Source organism: Agrococcus terreus (genome assembly GCF_014645235.1).
Lineage (GTDB): Bacteria > Actinomycetota > Actinomycetes > Actinomycetales > Microbacteriaceae > Agrococcus > Agrococcus terreus.
This window is the reverse complement of sequence record NZ_BMLM01000001.1, coordinates 155,052-170,985: the sequence shown is the minus strand read 5'-3', so window position 1 is coordinate 170,985 and position 15,934 is coordinate 155,052. Positions and strand designations below refer to the sequence as shown.

Genomic DNA, 15,934 nt, shown 5'->3' with positions numbered 1-15,934 from the left:
GCAGCGGCCATCACGCGCCCGTGACGACCGGCCGCCCCGAGCCGGCGGCGCCCCACTCCGCCCACGAGCCGTCGTAGACGGCGACGTCGTCGCGCCCGGCGAGGGTCGCGGCGAGCGCGATGACGCAGGCGGTGACGCCCGAGCCGCAGCTCGCGACGATCGGGCGATCGCCCGCCGCCTGCTCGAGCCGCGCCCGCAGCTCGTCGGCGGGCAGCATCCGACCGCCGTCCTGCAGCGAGGCGAACGGCAGGGATGCCGCTCCCGGCATGTGCCCGCCACGGACGCCCTCGCGGGGCTCCGGCGCCTCGCCGCGGAAGCGCTCCGCCGCGCGCGCATCGAGCACGGCGTCGCCGTCGGCGAGGGCCGCGTCCACAGCATCCGCGCCCACGAATCCGCCGTCCTGCCACCGCACGACGACGTCGCCGGGCTCGTCCGCCGCATCGCGCACGCGCTCGAGCGGGAGCCTCGCGGCCGTCCACGCGAGCAGGCCGCCGTCGAGCACCGCGGCGTCGATGCCCGCCGATCGCAGCATCCACCAGGCCCGCGCGCTGCCGGTGATGCCGGCCGCGTCGACCGCCACGACGCGGTCGCCCTCGTGGATGCCGAGCGCGCGCAGCGCCGCCTGCAGCTCGTCGGGCGTCGGGAGGTCGTGCACGCCGCCGCGGTCGGCCGACATGGCGCCGTCGATCGCGAAGCGCCTGGCGCCCGGCACGCTCTCATCCGGGATGCCGAAGAGGGCGATGCTCGCGTCGACCACGACGAGCCCGGGTTCCCCCAGGCGCTCGCGCAGCCACTCGACGTCGACGAGGTCCGGGATCGCACGCATGCGTCCATCCTGCACGGCCGTGCCAGGCTGGGAGCATGCGAGCCACCATCCTCCACGCACCGGGCGACATCCGCGTCGAGACCTGGGCCGACCCGACGATCGAGCAGCCGACCGACGCCGTCGTACGCGTCGTCGCGGGCTGCGTCTGCGGCTCCGACCTGTGGTCGTACCGCGGCATCAACGAGGTGGCGGAGGCCCGCACCGTCGGCCACGAGGCGATCGGCGTCGTCGAGGCGGTCGGGGCCGGGGTCGAGCGGGTGCGCGTCGGCGACTTCGTGATCGTGCCCTTCGACCACTGCTGCGGCCGCTGCGTGCACTGCCTCGCGGGGCAGACGCAGGGCTGCGTCGACCTCGCCATGACCGCGAGCGGCCAGGCCGAGCTCACACGCGTCACGAACGCCGACGCCACGTGCTTCGTGCTCGACGAGGCGCCCGACGCCGCGCAGCACGCGGCAGTGCTCGCACTCAGCGACGTGCTCCCCACCGGCTACCACGCGGCCGTCTCGGCCGACGTCCAGCCCGGCATGACCGCGGTGGTCGTCGGCGACGGCGCCGTGGGCCTCTGCGGCGTGCTCTCCGCGCGCCGCCTGGGCGCCGAGCGCATCATCGCGCTCTCGCGCAACCCCGAGCGGCAGCGCATCGCGACCGTCTTCGGCGCCACCCACCTCGTGCCCGACCGCGGCGAGGCGGCGGTCGACGCGGTGCGCGAGATCACCGACGGCGTCGGTGCGGATGCGGTGCTCGAGTGCGTCGGCACCGAGGAGTCGATGGTCACCGCGTTCGAGGCGGCGCGACCCGGCGCGACCGTCGGCTTCGTCGGCGTGCCGCACGGCACGGCCATCCCGTGGCGCACGGCCTTCCGCCACAACGTGGGCCTCCGCGGCGGCATGGCCCCCGTCGTCCGCTACCTGCCCGAGCTGGTGCCGGCCGTGCTCTCGGGCGACCTCGACGCATCCGCCGTCTTCGACCTCGAGCTGCCGCTCGACGAGGCGGCCGCCGCCTACGCGGCGATGGACGAGCGGCGCGCGATCAAGGTGCTGCTGCGCCCGTAGCCACACCTCTCCCAGACGCGACGAGGGCCCCGGCATCGCGCCGGGGCCCTCGTGCGTGCGTGGCTGGGTCAGGCGAGCGTCTCGCGCGGGTTCGCGATGGGCTCGAGGCCCGCCTCGACGCGCGCGCCGATCTCCTCGTCGATGTTCTTCCAGTACTGGATGGCGCGCTCGCGGATCGCGGGGATGCGCGTGCCGCCGACGTGGCCGGTGATGTTCGCCACCAGGCGGTCGCGGGCGGCGTCGTCCATGACCTCGCGGATGAGCGTGCGCGGCTGCGTCACGTCGTCGTCCTCGGGGTGCAGGGTCGCCGCCGAGCGCACGAGCTCGCCGTCCGAGTGCCAGCCGCGGTCGTCGCCGTGCGCCGCCGCGTCGGCGTGCGGGCCGCCGAACGAGTTGGGCGCGTAGACGGGCCGGGTCGGGTCGTGGAAGGTGTGGCGCTGCTGGCCGTCCTTCGAGTACGAGTCGACCGGCGCGACCGGGCGGTTCACGGGGATCTCGGCGTGGTTCGTGCCCACCCGGTAGCGGTGCGCGTCGGCGTAGCTGAAGATGCGCGCCTGGAGCATCTTGTCGGGGCTCGCGGCGATGCCGGGCACGAAGTTCGACGGCGCGAACGTCGCCTGCTCGATCTCGGCGAAGTAGTTCGCCGGGTTCTCGTCGAGCGTCATGCGGCCCACCTCGATGAGCGGGTAGTCGCTCTTCGGCCACACCTTCGTGAGGTCGAACGGGTTGAAGCGGTACGTCTTCGCGTCCTCGTACGGCATGACCTGCACCGAGAGCGTCCACGTCGGGTGCTCGCCGCGGTCGATCGCCTCGTAGAGGTCGCGGATGTGGTGGTCGGCGTCCGAGCCGGCCAGCTGGTCGGCGTCCGCCTGCGGCAGGAAGTCGTTCCCCTGGTCGGTGCGGAAGTGGTACTTCACCCAGAAGCGCTCGCCCTCGGCGTTGATCCACTGGTAGGTGTGCGAGCCGAAGCCGTCCATGAAGCGCCACGAGCGGGGCAGGCCGCGGTCGCCCATGAGCCACGTCACCTGGTGCGACGACTCGGGCTGGTGCGTCCAGAAGTCCCACTGCATGTCGTGGTCCCGGAGGTGGCTGCCGGGCAGGCGCTTCTGCGAGCGGATGAAGTCGGGGAACTTGATGCCGTCCTTGATGAAGAAGACGGGGGTGTTGTTGCCGACGAGGTCGTAGTTGCCCTCGCTCGTGTAGAACTTCAGCGCGAAGCCGCGCGGGTCGCGCCAGGTGTCGGGGCTGCCCTGCTCGCCGGCGACGGTCGAGAAGCGGGCGAGGAGGCGCGTGGTCGTGCCGGGCTGGAAGAGCGCGGCGCGCGTGTAGCGCGAGACGTCGGCGGTGGTCTCGAAGCGGCCGAAGGCGCCGCCGCCCTTGGCGTGCACGACCCGCTCGGGCACCCGCTCGCGGTTGAACTGCGCGAGCTTCTCGACCAGGTAGTGGTCGGTGAGCACGATGGCGCCGTCGGCGCCGACGGACTGGGAGTGCTGGTCGCTCGCGACCGGCGCTCCGGAGTTGGTGGTGGTGTGCATGCGTCCTCCTGGTGTCGTGACGTGGGGGCGTTCTGGCAAGGCTCCGCCCTCGCCGCCGCGCGGATGCGCGGGGCTCGGACGTCGCCCGGGGGCTAGGGGGCGGGCTCCTCGGCCGCGGCGGCCGCGAGGCAGTCGGCGCAGATGCCGACGAACGTGACCTCGGCGACGGCGACGACGAAGCCGGACGGCGCGTCGGCGTGCAGGCAGGGCGCCTCGCCGACGACGCAGTCGACGTCGTCGACGCGGCCGCACGAGGAGCACACGGCGTGGTGGTGGTTGTCGCCGACGCGGCGCTCGTAGCGGGCCGACTGGCGCGCGGGCGTGAACCGGCGCACGAGGCCGGCGTCGACGAGGTCGCCGAGCACGTTGTGGATCGACTGCACCGAGGTGCCGGGGAGCCGGTCGCGCACGAGCGCGAGCACCGCCTCTGCGTCGACGTGCGGGGCGTGCTCGAGCGCCTCGAGCACCGCGACGCGGCCGGCCGTCACCTTGAGCCCGGTCGCGCGCAGCGCGGCCTGGGCGTCGGGTCCCTGCACGCCAGGGAGCGGGGCGGTCGTCGTCATCCCCTCGACCGTAGCATGTTTTGATCTGCTCAAAACAAAAGGAGTGGCGCGCGGGCGCCGATCATTCGCAGGCGATGCGATCCCCGTCGCTGTCGAGGCCGTACGGGTCGGAGGTCAGCACGTACCCGGGACCCCAGAAGTATGTCGGCCCGTTGCCTCGGCCGCCGCCGCAGTCCACGTCGCTCGCGATCGGCACGCATGAGCCCGATCCCATCTGGCCGTAGCGCGCGTCGCACCCGCTCGGCGCCCGAGGAGCGGTACGGGAGGTGGCGCTCCAGGCGCCCGCGCCGACGGCGTTGACCGCGCGGACCCGGAACGACTGCGACACGCCGTTGACCATCCCCTCAGGCGTGATGCTCCGAGCAGAGGCCCCGACGGTGGCGACGTTGCGCCACGTGCCTGAGACCAGACGCTGCACCACGTACTGCTGGATGGATGCGCCGTTCGATGCCGGCTGCCCCCAATAGACGCGGATCTGGCCCGATCCCGCCGTCGCCGTTGCTGCATGCACCGCTCCCGGCACGGATCGCGGCACGCCGTGGACGGCGACCCAGGCGCTTCGGCCGCCCGGCGCGACGGCTTGGATGCGCAGATGGATGCGCACCCCCGGACGCAGGCCGTCGACGCGAAGACGCGTCGAGTCCGCGGGGACCGATGAGCTCACCGCCGTCCAGGTGAGACCGTCGGAAGAACGATGGACGACGAACCGCGAGATCGGCGCGCCGCCCGAGGAAGACGGAGCGGTCCACCTCAAGGTGACGCTGGTCGCGCCGACGCCCAGGTCAACCGCCCGCGGCACCGAGGGCGGCCCGAGGGGTGTCGCGAGCGCAGTGGTCGAACGCAGCGTCTCGGTGGCAGTCGAGGCCAGGACCCGCACCGCGTAGCGTGTGCCGTTGGTGAGCCCCGCCACGGAGAAGCCCCGCACCTCCGGACCGAGCGCGCCCGACACGTCAGTCCAGGGAACGCCCGACCATCCGATCTGCACTCGCTGCGCGACCACCGCGCTCGGCGCGACGGCTGCGGTCCATCGCACGTCGATGCGTTGCGAACCCACGCCCAGGGTCACCACGGGGACGGTCGTCACCTCGGTCGAGAGCGGTGTCGTCGGTGCGACGGGCACCGCGGCGGCGGTCGACGTCGCGCCGAAGACGAGCGCGATCGCGGCGATGACCGCCGCGACGGCTGTGGCGACCCCGCTCACGCGCCGTTGCGGCGCCGGTCCGGTCGTGATCTCCACGCGACTCCTCACCGCGCGACGCCTTCGCCGCTGCTCTGCTCGTGGTGAGCCTAGGTTCTCGCCCAGGGCGAGGACCAGGGAGGCGGCCGCAGGATAGCCCCGGGTTCCGCTCAGCGCTGCTCGTCTGGGAACGCGGTGATGACGTTCCCGGTGCCGAGGCCCACGCCGACCGTCACCATCCACGACCGCTCCACGGCGCCGCCGTCGACGAGCTCGACGAGCACGTCGTAGTTGACGATGTCGTCGCGGTACGCCTCCACGCGCGTGGGCTGCTCGAGCGCGCGGTCGATGGCGAACCACGCCACGTCCTCCCAGCCGGCGCCGACCTCCTCGGCGAGCTCGCCGAAGTCGCCCGTGTGGCCGTCGGCGATGTGCCGCCAGCCCGCGCCGTCGGCGTTGCCGCACGTGAGCACGCCCTCGCCGGCGGACACGTCGAGGTCGGGCCACGCGGCGCGGTCGAAGGTCTCGAGCACCTCGCGGCCCGCGAGGCCGTCGCACGCGTCCGTGCCCGCCACGTCGCCCGCGACAGGATCCAGCACGACGCCCTCGGCGCGCAGGTGCAGACCCTCCGGCTCGACGCCGGACGAGGACGCGGGCGCGGGCGCCGGCTGCGGCCCGAGCGTCGAGCATCCCGCGAGCACCAGCACGCCCACGGCGGCAGCGATCGCTCGGGCGGGCATCCGTCGGCCGATCAGGAGTCGGACGCGTCGGTGCGGTCGCGGCCCTCGGGGTCGTGCTGGGCGCGGCCGTCGCGGTCGCGCGGCTGCACCGCGAGCATGAGGGTCGCGGTGACGAGCACCGTCACGATGAAGGCGACGCCGCCGAAGACGAGCGCGAGCACGAGGTCGCGGATCGAGAGCAGCACGACGAGGGCCGTGAATCCGCCCGCGACGCCGGCGAACGCCAGGTACTCGAAGGGCTTCAGCTTCTGCCGCCGGGTCGGCTGCTCGCCGGGTCGCGTGCCGTCGTGGTCGCTCATGCGTCGCTCCGCTCGGTCGTGCGCGCGGGGCGTGCGGAGAGCGCCGCGAGCGCGAGGTAGATGCCGACGATCACGGCGTAGGCGCCGAGGAGGCCCGTGAGGGTCACGGCGTCGCGCACGACGGCGAAGACGACGCCGAGCACGATCGTGAGCACGCCGACGGCTCGCCAGTCCTGCGCGGTGCGCAGGGTGCGCGGCTCGGTCGCCCCGCGCATCCGCCACCAGCCCGACAGCTCGAGCGCGCCGGCGCCGATGCCCCAGGCCGCGACGAGCAGCCCGAACGCCGTCTCGGTGGGCGAGAGCAGCACGAGCAGAACGGCCACGAGGGCGGCGAGCGCCGACCAGCCGGCCGCGCGCGCCGGCCAGCGCCCGGCCTCGGCCGGCACGACGCCCCGGCCGATCCACAGCGCGACGGCGCCGAGGCCCGTGAGCACCGCGAGCGCCACGAGCCCGACGAAGGGCGAGTGGAGCTGGATGAACGGGATCGGCAGGCCCACGAGGAGCGCGGGGACGGCGCGCATCGCAGGGAGGTGCCAGAGCTGGGGTCCCTGCGAGGGCACGGGCGTGGCGGTCACGGCTCCTCCTCGGCAGTCCCCTCGATCCTATCGGCGACCTCCGGCTCCGGGATCCGCCGGGTGGCGTGCCCGGCTCAGCGCCCGTACGCGGGCATCGGCCCCCGCAGCTCGTCGCCGACCGCGTCGATCGCGGCCGCGACGTCGGCCGGGAGCGGGCCCCGCGCGATCGCGGCCAGGTTCTGCCGCAGCTGCGCGGGCTTCGAGCCGCCGACGAGCACCCCGTCGACGACGGGGCGCGAGAGCGTCCAGCGCAGCGCCGCCTCGGCGACCGGCATGCCGGCGTCGTCGGCGATGGCGGCGATGCGCTCGACGGCGGCGAAGTTCCGCTCGTCCCAGTAGCGGTCGCGGTACTGCGCCGCATTGCCGAACGATCCGAAGCGGCCCTCGCCCGCCGCGGTGTCGAAGCGGTAGCGGCCGGTGAGCAGGCCGCCGGCGAGCGGGTTGTAGACGACTGTCGCGAGGCCCGCCTCGACCGCGAGCTCCGCGTACTCGTCGTCGAGCCGCCGCGCGATGGCCGAGTACATCTGCTGCGCGATCACAGGGCGCGGCGCGTCCACGGCCGACGCCGTCTCGATCGCCTGCGCGATCTGCCACGCCGCGAAGTTCGAGAGGCCGAGCCGCTCGACCTTGCCCTCTCGGTGGAGCGCCGCGACCTCGGCGAGGGTGTCGGCGAGCGGCGTCGTGCGGTCGGGCTTGTGGAGGTACAGGAGGTCGAGGCGCTCGGCGCCGAGCCGCTCGAGCGAGCGCTCGACGCTGCGGCGGACGACCTCGGGCCGCAGCTGCGACGCCTCGCCGAGCTCCGGATCCGGCTGCCCGACCTTGGTCGCGACGACGAGCCGGTCGCGCTGCTCGGCCGGCAGCTCGCGGAGCAGCTCGCCCACGAGCGGCTCGCCGAGCCCCGCGGCGTACTGGTTGGCGGTGTCGAGCCAGGTGACGCCGGCGTCGAGCGCGACGCGGAGCAGCTCGCGCGAGGTGGCGGCGTCGGCGCCGTCGGCGAAGGTCATGGTGCCGAGCACGGCGGCGGGCACGGCGATGGGCTCGGGCGCCGCGGTCGGGGCGAAGGTGCCGGGAAGGGTGCGCATGCTGCTCCTGACGTCGTCGTCGTCGCGCTCGGGCGGCGCGATGGAGCCAGCGTAGCCCTCGATATCTGATCGGTTCGAGGCCGGATCCGGTGCGCCGGCGCTTCGGTAGCCTCGGCCCATGACGCTGGAATCGCACCGCCCGTTCATCGAGGACCTCTACCGCGAGCTGCACGCGCACCCCGAGCTCTCGCACCGCGAGCACCGCACGGCCGGGCGCATGGCCGAGCTGCTGCGCGAGGCGGGCTTCGAGGTGCACGAGCACGTCGGCGGCACGGGCGTCGTGGGCGTCCTCCGCCGCGGCACCGGCCCCACGGTGCTCGTGCGCGCCGACATGGACGGGCTGCCCGTCGTCGAGGCCGAGCAGGTGCCGTACCGCTCGACGCAGACCGACGAGTGGGAGGGCCAGACCGTCGGCGTCATGCACGCGTGCGGCCACGACACCCACATGGCGACGCTCCAGGGGGCGCTGCGCATCCTCGTCGAGCAGGACGACTGGAGCGGCACGCTCGTCGCCGTGCTGCAGCCGGCGGAGGAGACGATCGACGGCGCGAAGGGCATGCAGGACGACCTGCGCCGCATCCTTCCGGACGGCATCGACGTCGCGCTCGGCCAGCACGTCATGCCGGGCGCCGCGGGCACCGTCTCCCTCGCCGCCGGCCCCGTGATGGCCGCGAGCGACCACCTCATCGTGACCGTCCACGGCCGCGGCGGCCACGGCTCGCAGCCCGAGGCCACCGTCGACCCGATCGTGCTCGCCGCCTCCATCGTGGTGCGCCTCCAGACCGTGGTCTCGCGCACCGTCGCGCCCTTCGAGCAGGCGGTCGTGACGGTCGGCACCTTCCACGCGGGCACGAAGCAGAACATCATCCCCGAGAGCGCGCGGTTCGAGATCAACATCCGCACCTTCGACGAGGGCGTGCGCGCCCGCGTGATCGCCGCGATCGAGCGGATCGTGCAGGGCGAGTGCGAGGCCTCCGGCGCGCCGCGGCCCGCCACGATCGAGCGCGGCTCCACCGCCCCGCTCACCGACAACGACCCGCAGGCGACGGCGCTCGTCGCCGCCGCGTTCGACGAGGCGTTCGGCGCCCAGCACCTCGAGCTGCGGCCGCTGCTCGGCTCCGAGGACTTCAGCGACCTCCCCGCCACGTGGGGCGCGCCCTACGTGTACTGGATGTACGGCGGCTTCGACCCGCAGCTCGTCGCCGAGGCGACGGAGCGCGGCACGCTCGCCGCCTCGGTGCCGTCGAACCACTCCCCCACGTTCATCCCGGTGATGCAGCCGACGCTCGACACGGCGACCACGGCGATGGTCGCGGCGGCGCGGGCGTTCCTCGCTCGCTGACCCGAGGGCGCGGCACGGAGGGCCGGGGCGGGAATGCCCCGGCCCTCCGTGCGTTGTCAGACACCGGCACCGCGTCGGAGCGGGCCAGGATCCATCCACCCGCACCGCGTCAGGAGCATCATGTCCGCACGTCCCCAGGTCGGCATCATCGTCGGCAGCACCCGTCCCGTCCGCGTCGGCCGCCCGGTCGCCGACGAGATCGCGACCCTCGTCGAGGCCGCCGGCGGCGAGGCCGTCATGCTCGACCTCGCCGAGATCAAGCTGCCGCTGCTCGACGAGGCGCTGCCGCCTGCCTCGGGTGTGCGCACCGAGCCGCACACGATCGCGTGGGCCGAGCGGATCGAGGCGCTCGACGCCGTCGTGTTCGTCACCCCCGACTACAACTCCGGCTACCCGGCCGCGCTGAAGAACGCGATCGACTACCTCAAGGCGGAGTGGGTGGGCCTGCCCTCCGTCGTCGTCTCGTACGGCTGGTCGGGCGGCGCCTCGTCGAACGCGCAGCTGAGCGCGGTGCTGCGCTACATCGGCCTCGAGCTGCAGGGCGAGGGCGTGCTCATGCCGTTCCAGCCCACCGACTTCGACGAGTCGATGCGCATGGTCGACGCCGCCGCCTTCGTCGCGCGCTCCGAGGAGCAGCTGCGCCTCGCCGCCGAGCGGCTCGTGGGCGCCGCCGCCGAGGAGCGCGCCGCGGCCTGAGCCCGACTGACAGGCCCGAGGGGCGGATGCGCTGCGGCGCTTCCGCCCCTCCTAGGCTGAGGGCATGATCGCCGTCATCCTCAGCTTCAGCGACGACCCCGCCCGCCTCGAGCTGCGCCCGCGCCACCGCGAACTGCTCGGCGCCCTGCACGAGCGCGGCCTGCTCGTCGCCGCCGGCCCGTTCGAGGACCAGTCGGGAGCGCTGCTCGTCTTCGACACCGACGACGAGGCGGAGGTGGACGCGGCCCTCGCCGAGGACCCCTACTACGCGGCGCCCGGCGTCACGATCGTCTCGCGCAAGCGCTGGGGCATCGTCACGGGCGGCGTGCGCGGCTGACACCGATCCGCCTGACGCCGACTGGCCCCGGCACGCATCAGCGCCGCACGCCGAGCCGCGAGAGCACGCGGTCGGCGAGCGGCTTGCCGCCCGTCTGGCAGGTGGGGCAGTACTGGAAGGTGCTGTCGGCGTAGATCACCTGCCGCACGGCGTCGCCGCACACCGGGCACGGCTCGCCGTTGCGGCCGTGCACGCGCATGCCCTGCCGCTTCTCGGCCTTCAGCGACGAGGCCTTGACGCCCTTCGCGCGCTCGACCGCGCCGCCCAGGATGCGGCGGAGCGCCTCGTAGAGCTCGTGCACCTCCTCGGCCGGCATCGACGCCGGGTGGAAGGGCGACATGCGCGCCGCGTGCAGGATCTCGTCCGAGTAGGCGTTGCCGATGCCGGCGATGCGCCGCTGGTCGCGCAGCACGCCCTTGATCTGCGCGCGCCCCGCTTGCTGCAGGATGCGCGCGAAGCGCTCCTCGGTGAAGCCGTCGTCGAGCGGCTCGGGGCCGAGCGTCGCGATCGTCATCACCTGGTCGGGGTGCGCGACGAGGTGGATCGCGAGCCGCTTCTGCGTGGCCTGCTCGGTGACGTCGACGCCGTCGCCGCCGATCCCCTCGTCGCCCTCCGCCCGCTCGAGCACGATCCGCGCGGCGAGCGGGCCGCGCCCGCGGCCCTTGAGCGGCGCGGGCGCGGCGTCGCGCCAGCGCACCCAGCCGCTGCGGGCGAGGTGGATCACGAGGTGCAGCGGATTGCCGTCGGCGGTGGTGACGTCGAGCACGAGGTGCTTGCCGCGCCGGCCGGTGCCGGTGACGACGGCGCCCTCGAGCGCGTCGATGGGCGGGTCGTAGGTCTTGAGCGCGGCGACCTCGGCGATCTGGACGCGGCGGATCGTGCGGCCGACCAGGCGCTCGGCGAGGTCGGCCGCGAGCGCCTCCACCTCGGGGAGCTCCGGCATGCGCCCATGGTGCACCGGGCCGCTGACAGGCGGCTCCGCTCGCCGGGGGTGGTCTCGAGGAGCAAGCGACCGGCGGCCGCTCGCTCCTCGACCAGCGGGCGTCGGGAGTCGCTACCCCTTCAGCCGCAGCAGTCGCGCCTGCCCGTCCTCGCGCAGCTCCACGAGCTGCTCCCGCGCGCCCACGAAGTCCGAGAACGACCGGTGCCCGAGGGACTTCTCGTTGAAGACCGGATCCATGCGCTTCATCTGCTCCTTGACGACGTTGGCGTGCAGCCACTCGTCGTCGGTCTTCTGCGTGAGGATGCGCAGCGCCCGCTCGAGCAGCCCGGTCGCGGCGTCGCCGCGCCGCTCGGGCGTCATCGCGACCTCGTCGTCGGCCTCCGCCGCGACGGACGCGCTCGACGCGCGCCGGCTGCGGCGCTTCGCCTTCGCGGGCGCCTGCGCCTCGGCCTCCGCCTGGATCTGCTTGCCCTCCTCGACCGAGGGCTCGGGCGCGTCCGGCTCCGCCTCGGGCTCGTCGACGACCACCGGCTCGATGCCCGGCAGCGCGTCGTAGTCGGCGAACTCGTCGCACGCGGCCGCGAGCGACTTCGAGGTGCTCCCGGCGACGCCGATGCCCACGACGAAGCGGCCGAGGCGCTTGGCGCGCTGGGCGAGCGCGATGTAGTCGCTGTCGCCGGCGACGATCACGACGTGGGTGATGTCGTCGAGCCGGAAGAGGTCCTCCACCACGTCGACGGCCAGGCGGATGTCGGCGCCGTTCTTCAGCGCGCGCGTCGTCGGGAAGAGCTGCACGAGGTCGACGGCGCGGGCGAGCAGCTGATCGCGGTATGCGGCGTGCGCGGGCACCGACCAGTCGGCGTACGCGCGGCTCAGCACGATCGAGCCGTAGGAGGAGGCGTAGTCGATGATCGCCCCGAGGTCGACGGTCGCCTGCGCCGAGCGGGTGCGCGCCTTCGACTCGCGGCCGTCGGCCGGCAGCTGCCGCACGCGGTCGCTGTGGAACGAGCCGCGCCCGTGCAGCTGGTCGTAGCGGGAGATGAGGATGTTGTCGAAGTCGATGTAGACGGCGACGCGGGGCTCGAGATCGGGCATGCGCCCATCCTCCCAGCCTCAGGGCGATCAGGCCTGCGTGGGCCCCGGCGGCGGTGCGGGATCGACGGCGGCCGGGCCGTCGCCGAGCGACTCCTCGTCGGCGAAGGCGGCGGCGATCGCATCGCGGTGCCGGTGCAGCACCCACCAGGTGCCGACGCCCGCCACGATGCCGATGGCGCCGTCGATGACGTACACGGGCGGGACGCCGAGCCAGCCGGCGAGCAGGCCGCCCGCGGTCGTGCCGACCGGGATGCCGCCCCACAGCACCGTGCGGTACGCGCCCTGCACGCGGCCGAACAGCGCATCCGGGACGAGCACCTGCCGCACCGACATGATCTGCACGTTGAAGGCGCTCACCGCGAGCGACGACAGCGACCATGCGAGGAACACCACGACCGGCGTCGGCCACAGCCCGATGACGCCGATGCCGCTGCCGATGCCGAACGCCGTGCCGCTCAGCCCGATCGCCGCCGTGCGGCCCAGCACCCGCGTGAGCCACGGCGAGACGAGCGCGCCCGCGACGCCGCCCGCGCCGACGGCGGCGAGCAGCAGGCCGAACGCGGCCTCGTCGAGGCCCAGCACCTCGAGCGCGAGCAGCACCGCGATGCCGCTGCCCAGCGACGAGGCGATGGCGCCGAGCGCGGTGACGACGACGAGCGAGCGCAGGATGCGGTGGCGCAGGAGCCAGCCGAGCCCCTCGCGGATGTCGGCGGCGAGCGTCGTGGGCGCGGCCCGCTCGGGGCGGAAGGCGCCGCGGACCGTGACGACGAGGATCGCGGTGGCCACGTAGAGCGCGACGCACGCGGCGAGCGGCAGCACCGCCGAGCGGGCGAACAGCATCGCCCCGAGCGGCGCGCCGAGGAAGAGGTTCGTGACGCTCTCGGCGGTCGCGAGGAGCGAGTTGCCGCGCTCGAGCTGGTCGCGGCGCACGACGCGGGGCAGGATCGCCCGCGCCGCGTTGTCGTAGACCGTCTCCGCGACGCCGAGCACGAACGCCGCGGCGTACAGCACCCAGATGGTCGCGAGGCCGCCGGCGAGGAGCCCTGCCAGCCCGAGCAGCACGAGTGCGCGCACGAGGTTCGCGACCTGCATCGCGCGGCGCCGGTCGAGCCGGTCGACGAGCGCGCCCGCCGGGATCGCGAACAGCAGCCACGGCAGGAACGCGAGGGAGGCGACGAGCGAGATGAGCAGCGGATCGCGCGTGAGGCTCGCCGCGACGAGCGGCAGCGCCGCCTGCATGAGACCGTCGGAGAGGTTGGAGCCGGTGGAGGCGCCGAAGAGCCGCCAGAAGCTGCCCCCCAGCGCCACGCGAGCACGATCCACCACGAGGTCGATCCCGCACCCTCGAATGGGCGCTCGCGTCGCGCATCCGACACGCCCGGGCACCCGAGGGCCTTGCATCGGCCGCCGGATCTCGGCATCGTGGCCTGCTCGCAACGGGAAGGAGCTCCAGATGCTCACGCTCACCGAGAACGCCCAGCAGGTCATCACGACGATCGTCGGCGGCGCCGAGGCGCCCCAGACCGGCGGTCTGCGCATCGCATCCGACGCCGAGGGCCAGGGGCTCAACGTGTCGGTCGCCAACGCCCCCGAGGCCTCCGACCAGGTGGTCGAGCAGGCCGGCGCCAAGGTCTTCCTCGACGCATCGGCAGCGCTCGCGCTCGACGACAAGGTGCTCGACGCCTCGTCGCAGCCGGACGGCCGCGTCGACTTCGCGGTGCAGCAGGCCGCCTAGGCAGCTCCGCCGCACGAAGGGCCCCGACCGTGCAGGTCGGGGCCCTTCGACGTGCGCCCTCGCTCAGGGGTGCGCGACGAGGTCGAGCTCCTGGAAGGCCGCCACCTCCGGCATCCAGCGCTCGGCGACGAAGGCGCGGTGCGTCGGATGCGCGTCGTACTCCCGGTAGGCATCCTCGTCGTCGAAGCGCATCGAGAAGTGCCAGGTCAGGTCGCTCTTCGGGCTCACCTGCCGGCTCACTACGAAGTCGCGCACGTGCTCGATGGACGTGAGCGCGGCGTGCCCGTCGGCGAGGAACGCGGCCTCGGCGTCGGAGCCGGCCTCGTGGACGAGGCGGAACGCCACGGTGTGGGTGATGGTCATCGTCGACCTCTCTGCGCGCTCGACGCGCTGCGTCGTGCTCAGCCCTCGACGGGCGGCGGGGGTCCGGGAGGGGCGCCGTACGGCGCGCCGCCGAAGGGCGTGCCGCCTGGGCCCATCGCGGGCATGCCGGGGGCGCCGCCCTCGGGACCCGCGCCGGGCGCGATGTCGACGAAGCGGGCCAGGTGGCCGTGGAAGGCGACCGGGATCGTCTTCGTCGGTCCGCCGCGGTGCTTGGCGACGATGATGTCGGCCTCGCCCGGGCGGATGTCGCGGTCGTACGCGTCCTCGCGGTGGAGGAGCATGACGATGTCGGCATCCTGCTCGATCGAGCCCGACTCGCGGAGGTCGCTGATCGCGGGCTTCTTGTCGCCGCGCTGCTCGGGGCCTCGGTTCAGCTGCGAGAGGGCGATGACCGGCACCTGCAGCTCCTTGGCGAGCAGCTTGAGCGAGCGCGAGAACTCCGAGACCTCCTGCTGGCGCGACTCGACCTTCTTGCCGCTGGTCATGAGCTGGAGATAGTCGACGACGACCATCTTCAGGCCGCTCTGTTGCTTGAGGCGGCGGCACTTGGCGCGGATCTCGACGAGCGTCATGTTGGGGCTGTCGTCGATGAAGAGCGGCGCATCGTTGATGCGGCCGCGAACCTGGGCGAGCGTCGTCCAGTCGCGGCCCTCGATCGTGCCCTTGCGGAGCTTCTGCAGCAGGATGCTCGACTCGGCCGAGAGCAGCTTCATCGCGATCTCGGTGCGCCCCATCTCGAGCGAGAAGAAGACGGACGGGAGGTCGTTCTTGATCGAGCACGAGCGCACGAGGTCCATCGCGAGCGTCGACTTGCCGAGGCCCGGTCGGGCGGCGATGACGACGAGCTGACCGGGGTGGAGGCCGTTCGTGAGCTCGTCGAGCTCGCGGAAGCCGGTGGGCACGCCGGTCATGCTGCCGTCGAGCCCCTTGGCGGCCTCGATCTCCTCGATCGCCATCTCGATCGCGTTGGCGAGCGGCACGTAGTCCTCGGCCGCCTCGTCGCCCATGACGGCGTAGACCTCGGCCTGCGCGTGGTTGACGAGGTCGGTCACCTCGCCCTCCGAGGCGTAGCCCATCTGCACGATGCGGGTGCCCGCCTCGACGAGGCGCCGCAGCACCGCCTTCTCGGCGACGATCGAGGCGTAGAAGCCGGCGTTCGCGGCCGTGGGCACCATCGAGGTGAGCGAATGCAGGTACTCGACGCCGCCGGCGCGCGAGAGCATCGCCGTCTTCGTCAGCTCGTCGGAGACGGCGATGACGTCGGTGGGCTCGCCCTTGGAGTACAGCGCGAGGATCGCCTCGTAGACGATCTCGTGCTTCGGCTGGTAGAAGTCGGCGCCGCGCACCTGCTCGAGGCAGTCGGCCACCGCGTCCTTCGACAGCAGCATGCCGCCGATCGCCGACTGCTCGGCGAGCATGTCGTGCGGGGGCGTGCGCTCGCTGTAGCGGCTCTCGTCGAGGCTCCGCTCCGCCAGGTCCGTCATGCGCGCTCCTCCCCCGCTCGCGATCGTCGCGCATGCCGGTGACATCGGCAGCGCGCGTGGATCCCGGCA

Annotated in this window: 17 protein-coding genes and 1 pseudogene; 5 read left to right on the top strand and 13 right to left on the bottom strand. The window is 73.7% G+C overall.

Annotated features, from left to right (window positions below; all coding sequences use genetic code 11):
* Nucleotides 1-10 precede the first annotated feature (10 nt).
* Nucleotides 11-826 (bottom strand): sulfurtransferase, encoded by an 816-nt coding sequence (locus tag IEW90_RS00865; protein WP_188715029.1) that lies wholly within the window; start codon nt 824-826, stop codon nt 11-13.
* 35 nt (nt 827-861) lie between these two features.
* Here IEW90_RS00865 and IEW90_RS00860 point away from each other — a divergent pair, with 35 nt between their 5' ends.
* The gene (locus tag IEW90_RS00860) at nt 862-1,878 is read left to right on the top strand and encodes a zinc-binding dehydrogenase (protein ID WP_188715027.1); all 1,017 of its coding nucleotides are present in this window, start codon (nt 862-864) and stop codon (nt 1,876-1,878) included.
* A gap of 68 nt (nt 1,879-1,946) precedes the next feature.
* On the opposite strand, the gene IEW90_RS00855 is transcribed toward IEW90_RS00860, so the two are convergent.
* The 7 genes from IEW90_RS00855 to IEW90_RS00825 form a co-directional block, all read right to left on the bottom strand.
* On the bottom strand, nt 1,947-3,413 hold the full coding sequence (locus IEW90_RS00855; RefSeq protein ID WP_188715025.1) for a catalase: 1,467 nt from the start codon (nt 3,411-3,413) through the stop codon (nt 1,947-1,949).
* Nucleotides 3,414-3,505: 92 nt separating this feature from the next.
* Nucleotides 3,506-3,976 carry a Fur family transcriptional regulator gene (locus IEW90_RS00850; RefSeq protein WP_188715023.1) on the bottom strand — a complete coding sequence of 157 codons (471 nt, stop codon included), beginning with the start codon at nt 3,974-3,976 and terminating at the stop codon, nt 3,506-3,508.
* 61 nt (nt 3,977-4,037) lie between these two features.
* On the bottom strand, nt 4,038-5,213 hold the full coding sequence (locus IEW90_RS13895) for a fibronectin type III domain-containing protein (RefSeq protein WP_188715021.1): 1,176 nt from the start codon (nt 5,211-5,213) through the stop codon (nt 4,038-4,040).
* Between the two features lie 110 nt (nt 5,214-5,323).
* Nucleotides 5,324-5,893: a YdgH/BhsA/McbA family protein gene (locus IEW90_RS00840; RefSeq protein ID WP_188715019.1), complete on the bottom strand. Its 570-nt coding sequence runs from the start codon at nt 5,891-5,893 to the stop codon at nt 5,324-5,326.
* Between the two features lie 11 nt (nt 5,894-5,904).
* Nucleotides 5,905-6,192, bottom strand: coding sequence for an ABC transporter ATP-binding protein (locus IEW90_RS00835; protein WP_188715017.1), 288 nt, complete (start codon nt 6,190-6,192; stop codon nt 5,905-5,907).
* Nucleotides 6,189-6,767, bottom strand: coding sequence for a hypothetical protein (locus IEW90_RS00830; RefSeq protein WP_188715015.1), 579 nt, complete (start codon nt 6,765-6,767; stop codon nt 6,189-6,191). Before IEW90_RS00830 ends, IEW90_RS00835 begins: the two co-directional genes overlap by 4 nt.
* Nucleotides 6,768-6,841: 74 nt before the next feature.
* Nucleotides 6,842-7,849 carry an aldo/keto reductase gene (locus tag IEW90_RS00825; protein ID WP_188715013.1) on the bottom strand — a complete coding sequence of 336 codons (1,008 nt, stop codon included), beginning with the start codon at nt 7,847-7,849 and terminating at the stop codon, nt 6,842-6,844.
* Between the two features lie 118 nt (nt 7,850-7,967).
* On the opposite strand from IEW90_RS00825, the gene IEW90_RS00820 reads away from it, so the two are divergent.
* From IEW90_RS00820 to IEW90_RS00810, 3 genes are all read left to right on the top strand, one after another.
* Nucleotides 7,968-9,191: an amidohydrolase gene (locus tag IEW90_RS00820; protein ID WP_188715011.1), complete on the top strand. Its 1,224-nt coding sequence runs from the start codon at nt 7,968-7,970 to the stop codon at nt 9,189-9,191.
* Nucleotides 9,192-9,311: 120 nt separating this feature from the next.
* Nucleotides 9,312-9,887 carry an NADPH-dependent FMN reductase gene (locus IEW90_RS00815; RefSeq protein ID WP_188715009.1) on the top strand — a complete coding sequence of 192 codons (576 nt, stop codon included), beginning with the start codon at nt 9,312-9,314 and terminating at the stop codon, nt 9,885-9,887.
* A 64-nt stretch (nt 9,888-9,951) separates the two neighbouring features.
* On the top strand, nt 9,952-10,224 hold the full coding sequence (locus tag IEW90_RS00810) for a YciI family protein (protein WP_188715007.1): 273 nt from the start codon (nt 9,952-9,954) through the stop codon (nt 10,222-10,224).
* Between the two features lie 37 nt (nt 10,225-10,261).
* Here the strand turns inward: IEW90_RS00810 and IEW90_RS00805 are convergent, their stop codons facing one another.
* The 3 genes from IEW90_RS00805 to IEW90_RS00795 all read right to left on the bottom strand — a co-directional run bounded on the left by IEW90_RS00805 (nt 10,262) and on the right by IEW90_RS00795 (nt 13,570).
* Complete coding sequence (locus IEW90_RS00805) at nt 10,262-11,167, bottom strand: Fpg/Nei family DNA glycosylase (protein ID WP_188715005.1); 906 nt, start codon at nt 11,165-11,167, stop codon at nt 10,262-10,264.
* A 111-nt stretch (nt 11,168-11,278) separates the two neighbouring features.
* The gene (locus IEW90_RS00800; RefSeq protein ID WP_188715004.1) at nt 11,279-12,262 is read right to left on the bottom strand and encodes an NYN domain-containing protein; all 984 of its coding nucleotides are present in this window, start codon (nt 12,260-12,262) and stop codon (nt 11,279-11,281) included.
* A gap of 27 nt (nt 12,263-12,289) precedes the next feature.
* Nucleotides 12,290-13,570 carry an MFS transporter gene (locus tag IEW90_RS00795; protein ID WP_229679428.1) on the bottom strand — a complete coding sequence of 427 codons (1,281 nt, stop codon included), beginning with the start codon at nt 13,568-13,570 and terminating at the stop codon, nt 12,290-12,292.
* A 145-nt stretch (nt 13,571-13,715) separates the two neighbouring features.
* On the opposite strand from IEW90_RS00795, the gene IEW90_RS00790 reads away from it, so the two are divergent.
* Nucleotides 13,716-13,997 (top strand): Fe-S cluster assembly protein HesB, encoded by a 282-nt coding sequence (locus IEW90_RS00790; protein WP_188714999.1) that lies wholly within the window; start codon nt 13,716-13,718, stop codon nt 13,995-13,997.
* Between the two features lie 63 nt (nt 13,998-14,060).
* Here IEW90_RS00790 and IEW90_RS00785 read toward each other — a convergent pair whose 3' ends face one another.
* Nucleotides 14,061-14,360, bottom strand: a complete 300-nt coding sequence (locus IEW90_RS00785; RefSeq protein ID WP_188714997.1) for a Dabb family protein — start codon at nt 14,358-14,360, stop codon at nt 14,061-14,063.
* 155 nt (nt 14,361-14,515) lie between these two features.
* A pseudogene (gene dnaB / locus IEW90_RS00780) lies at nt 14,516-15,865 on the bottom strand (replicative DNA helicase); the annotation flags it as partial.
* Nucleotides 15,866-15,934 lie beyond the last annotated feature (69 nt).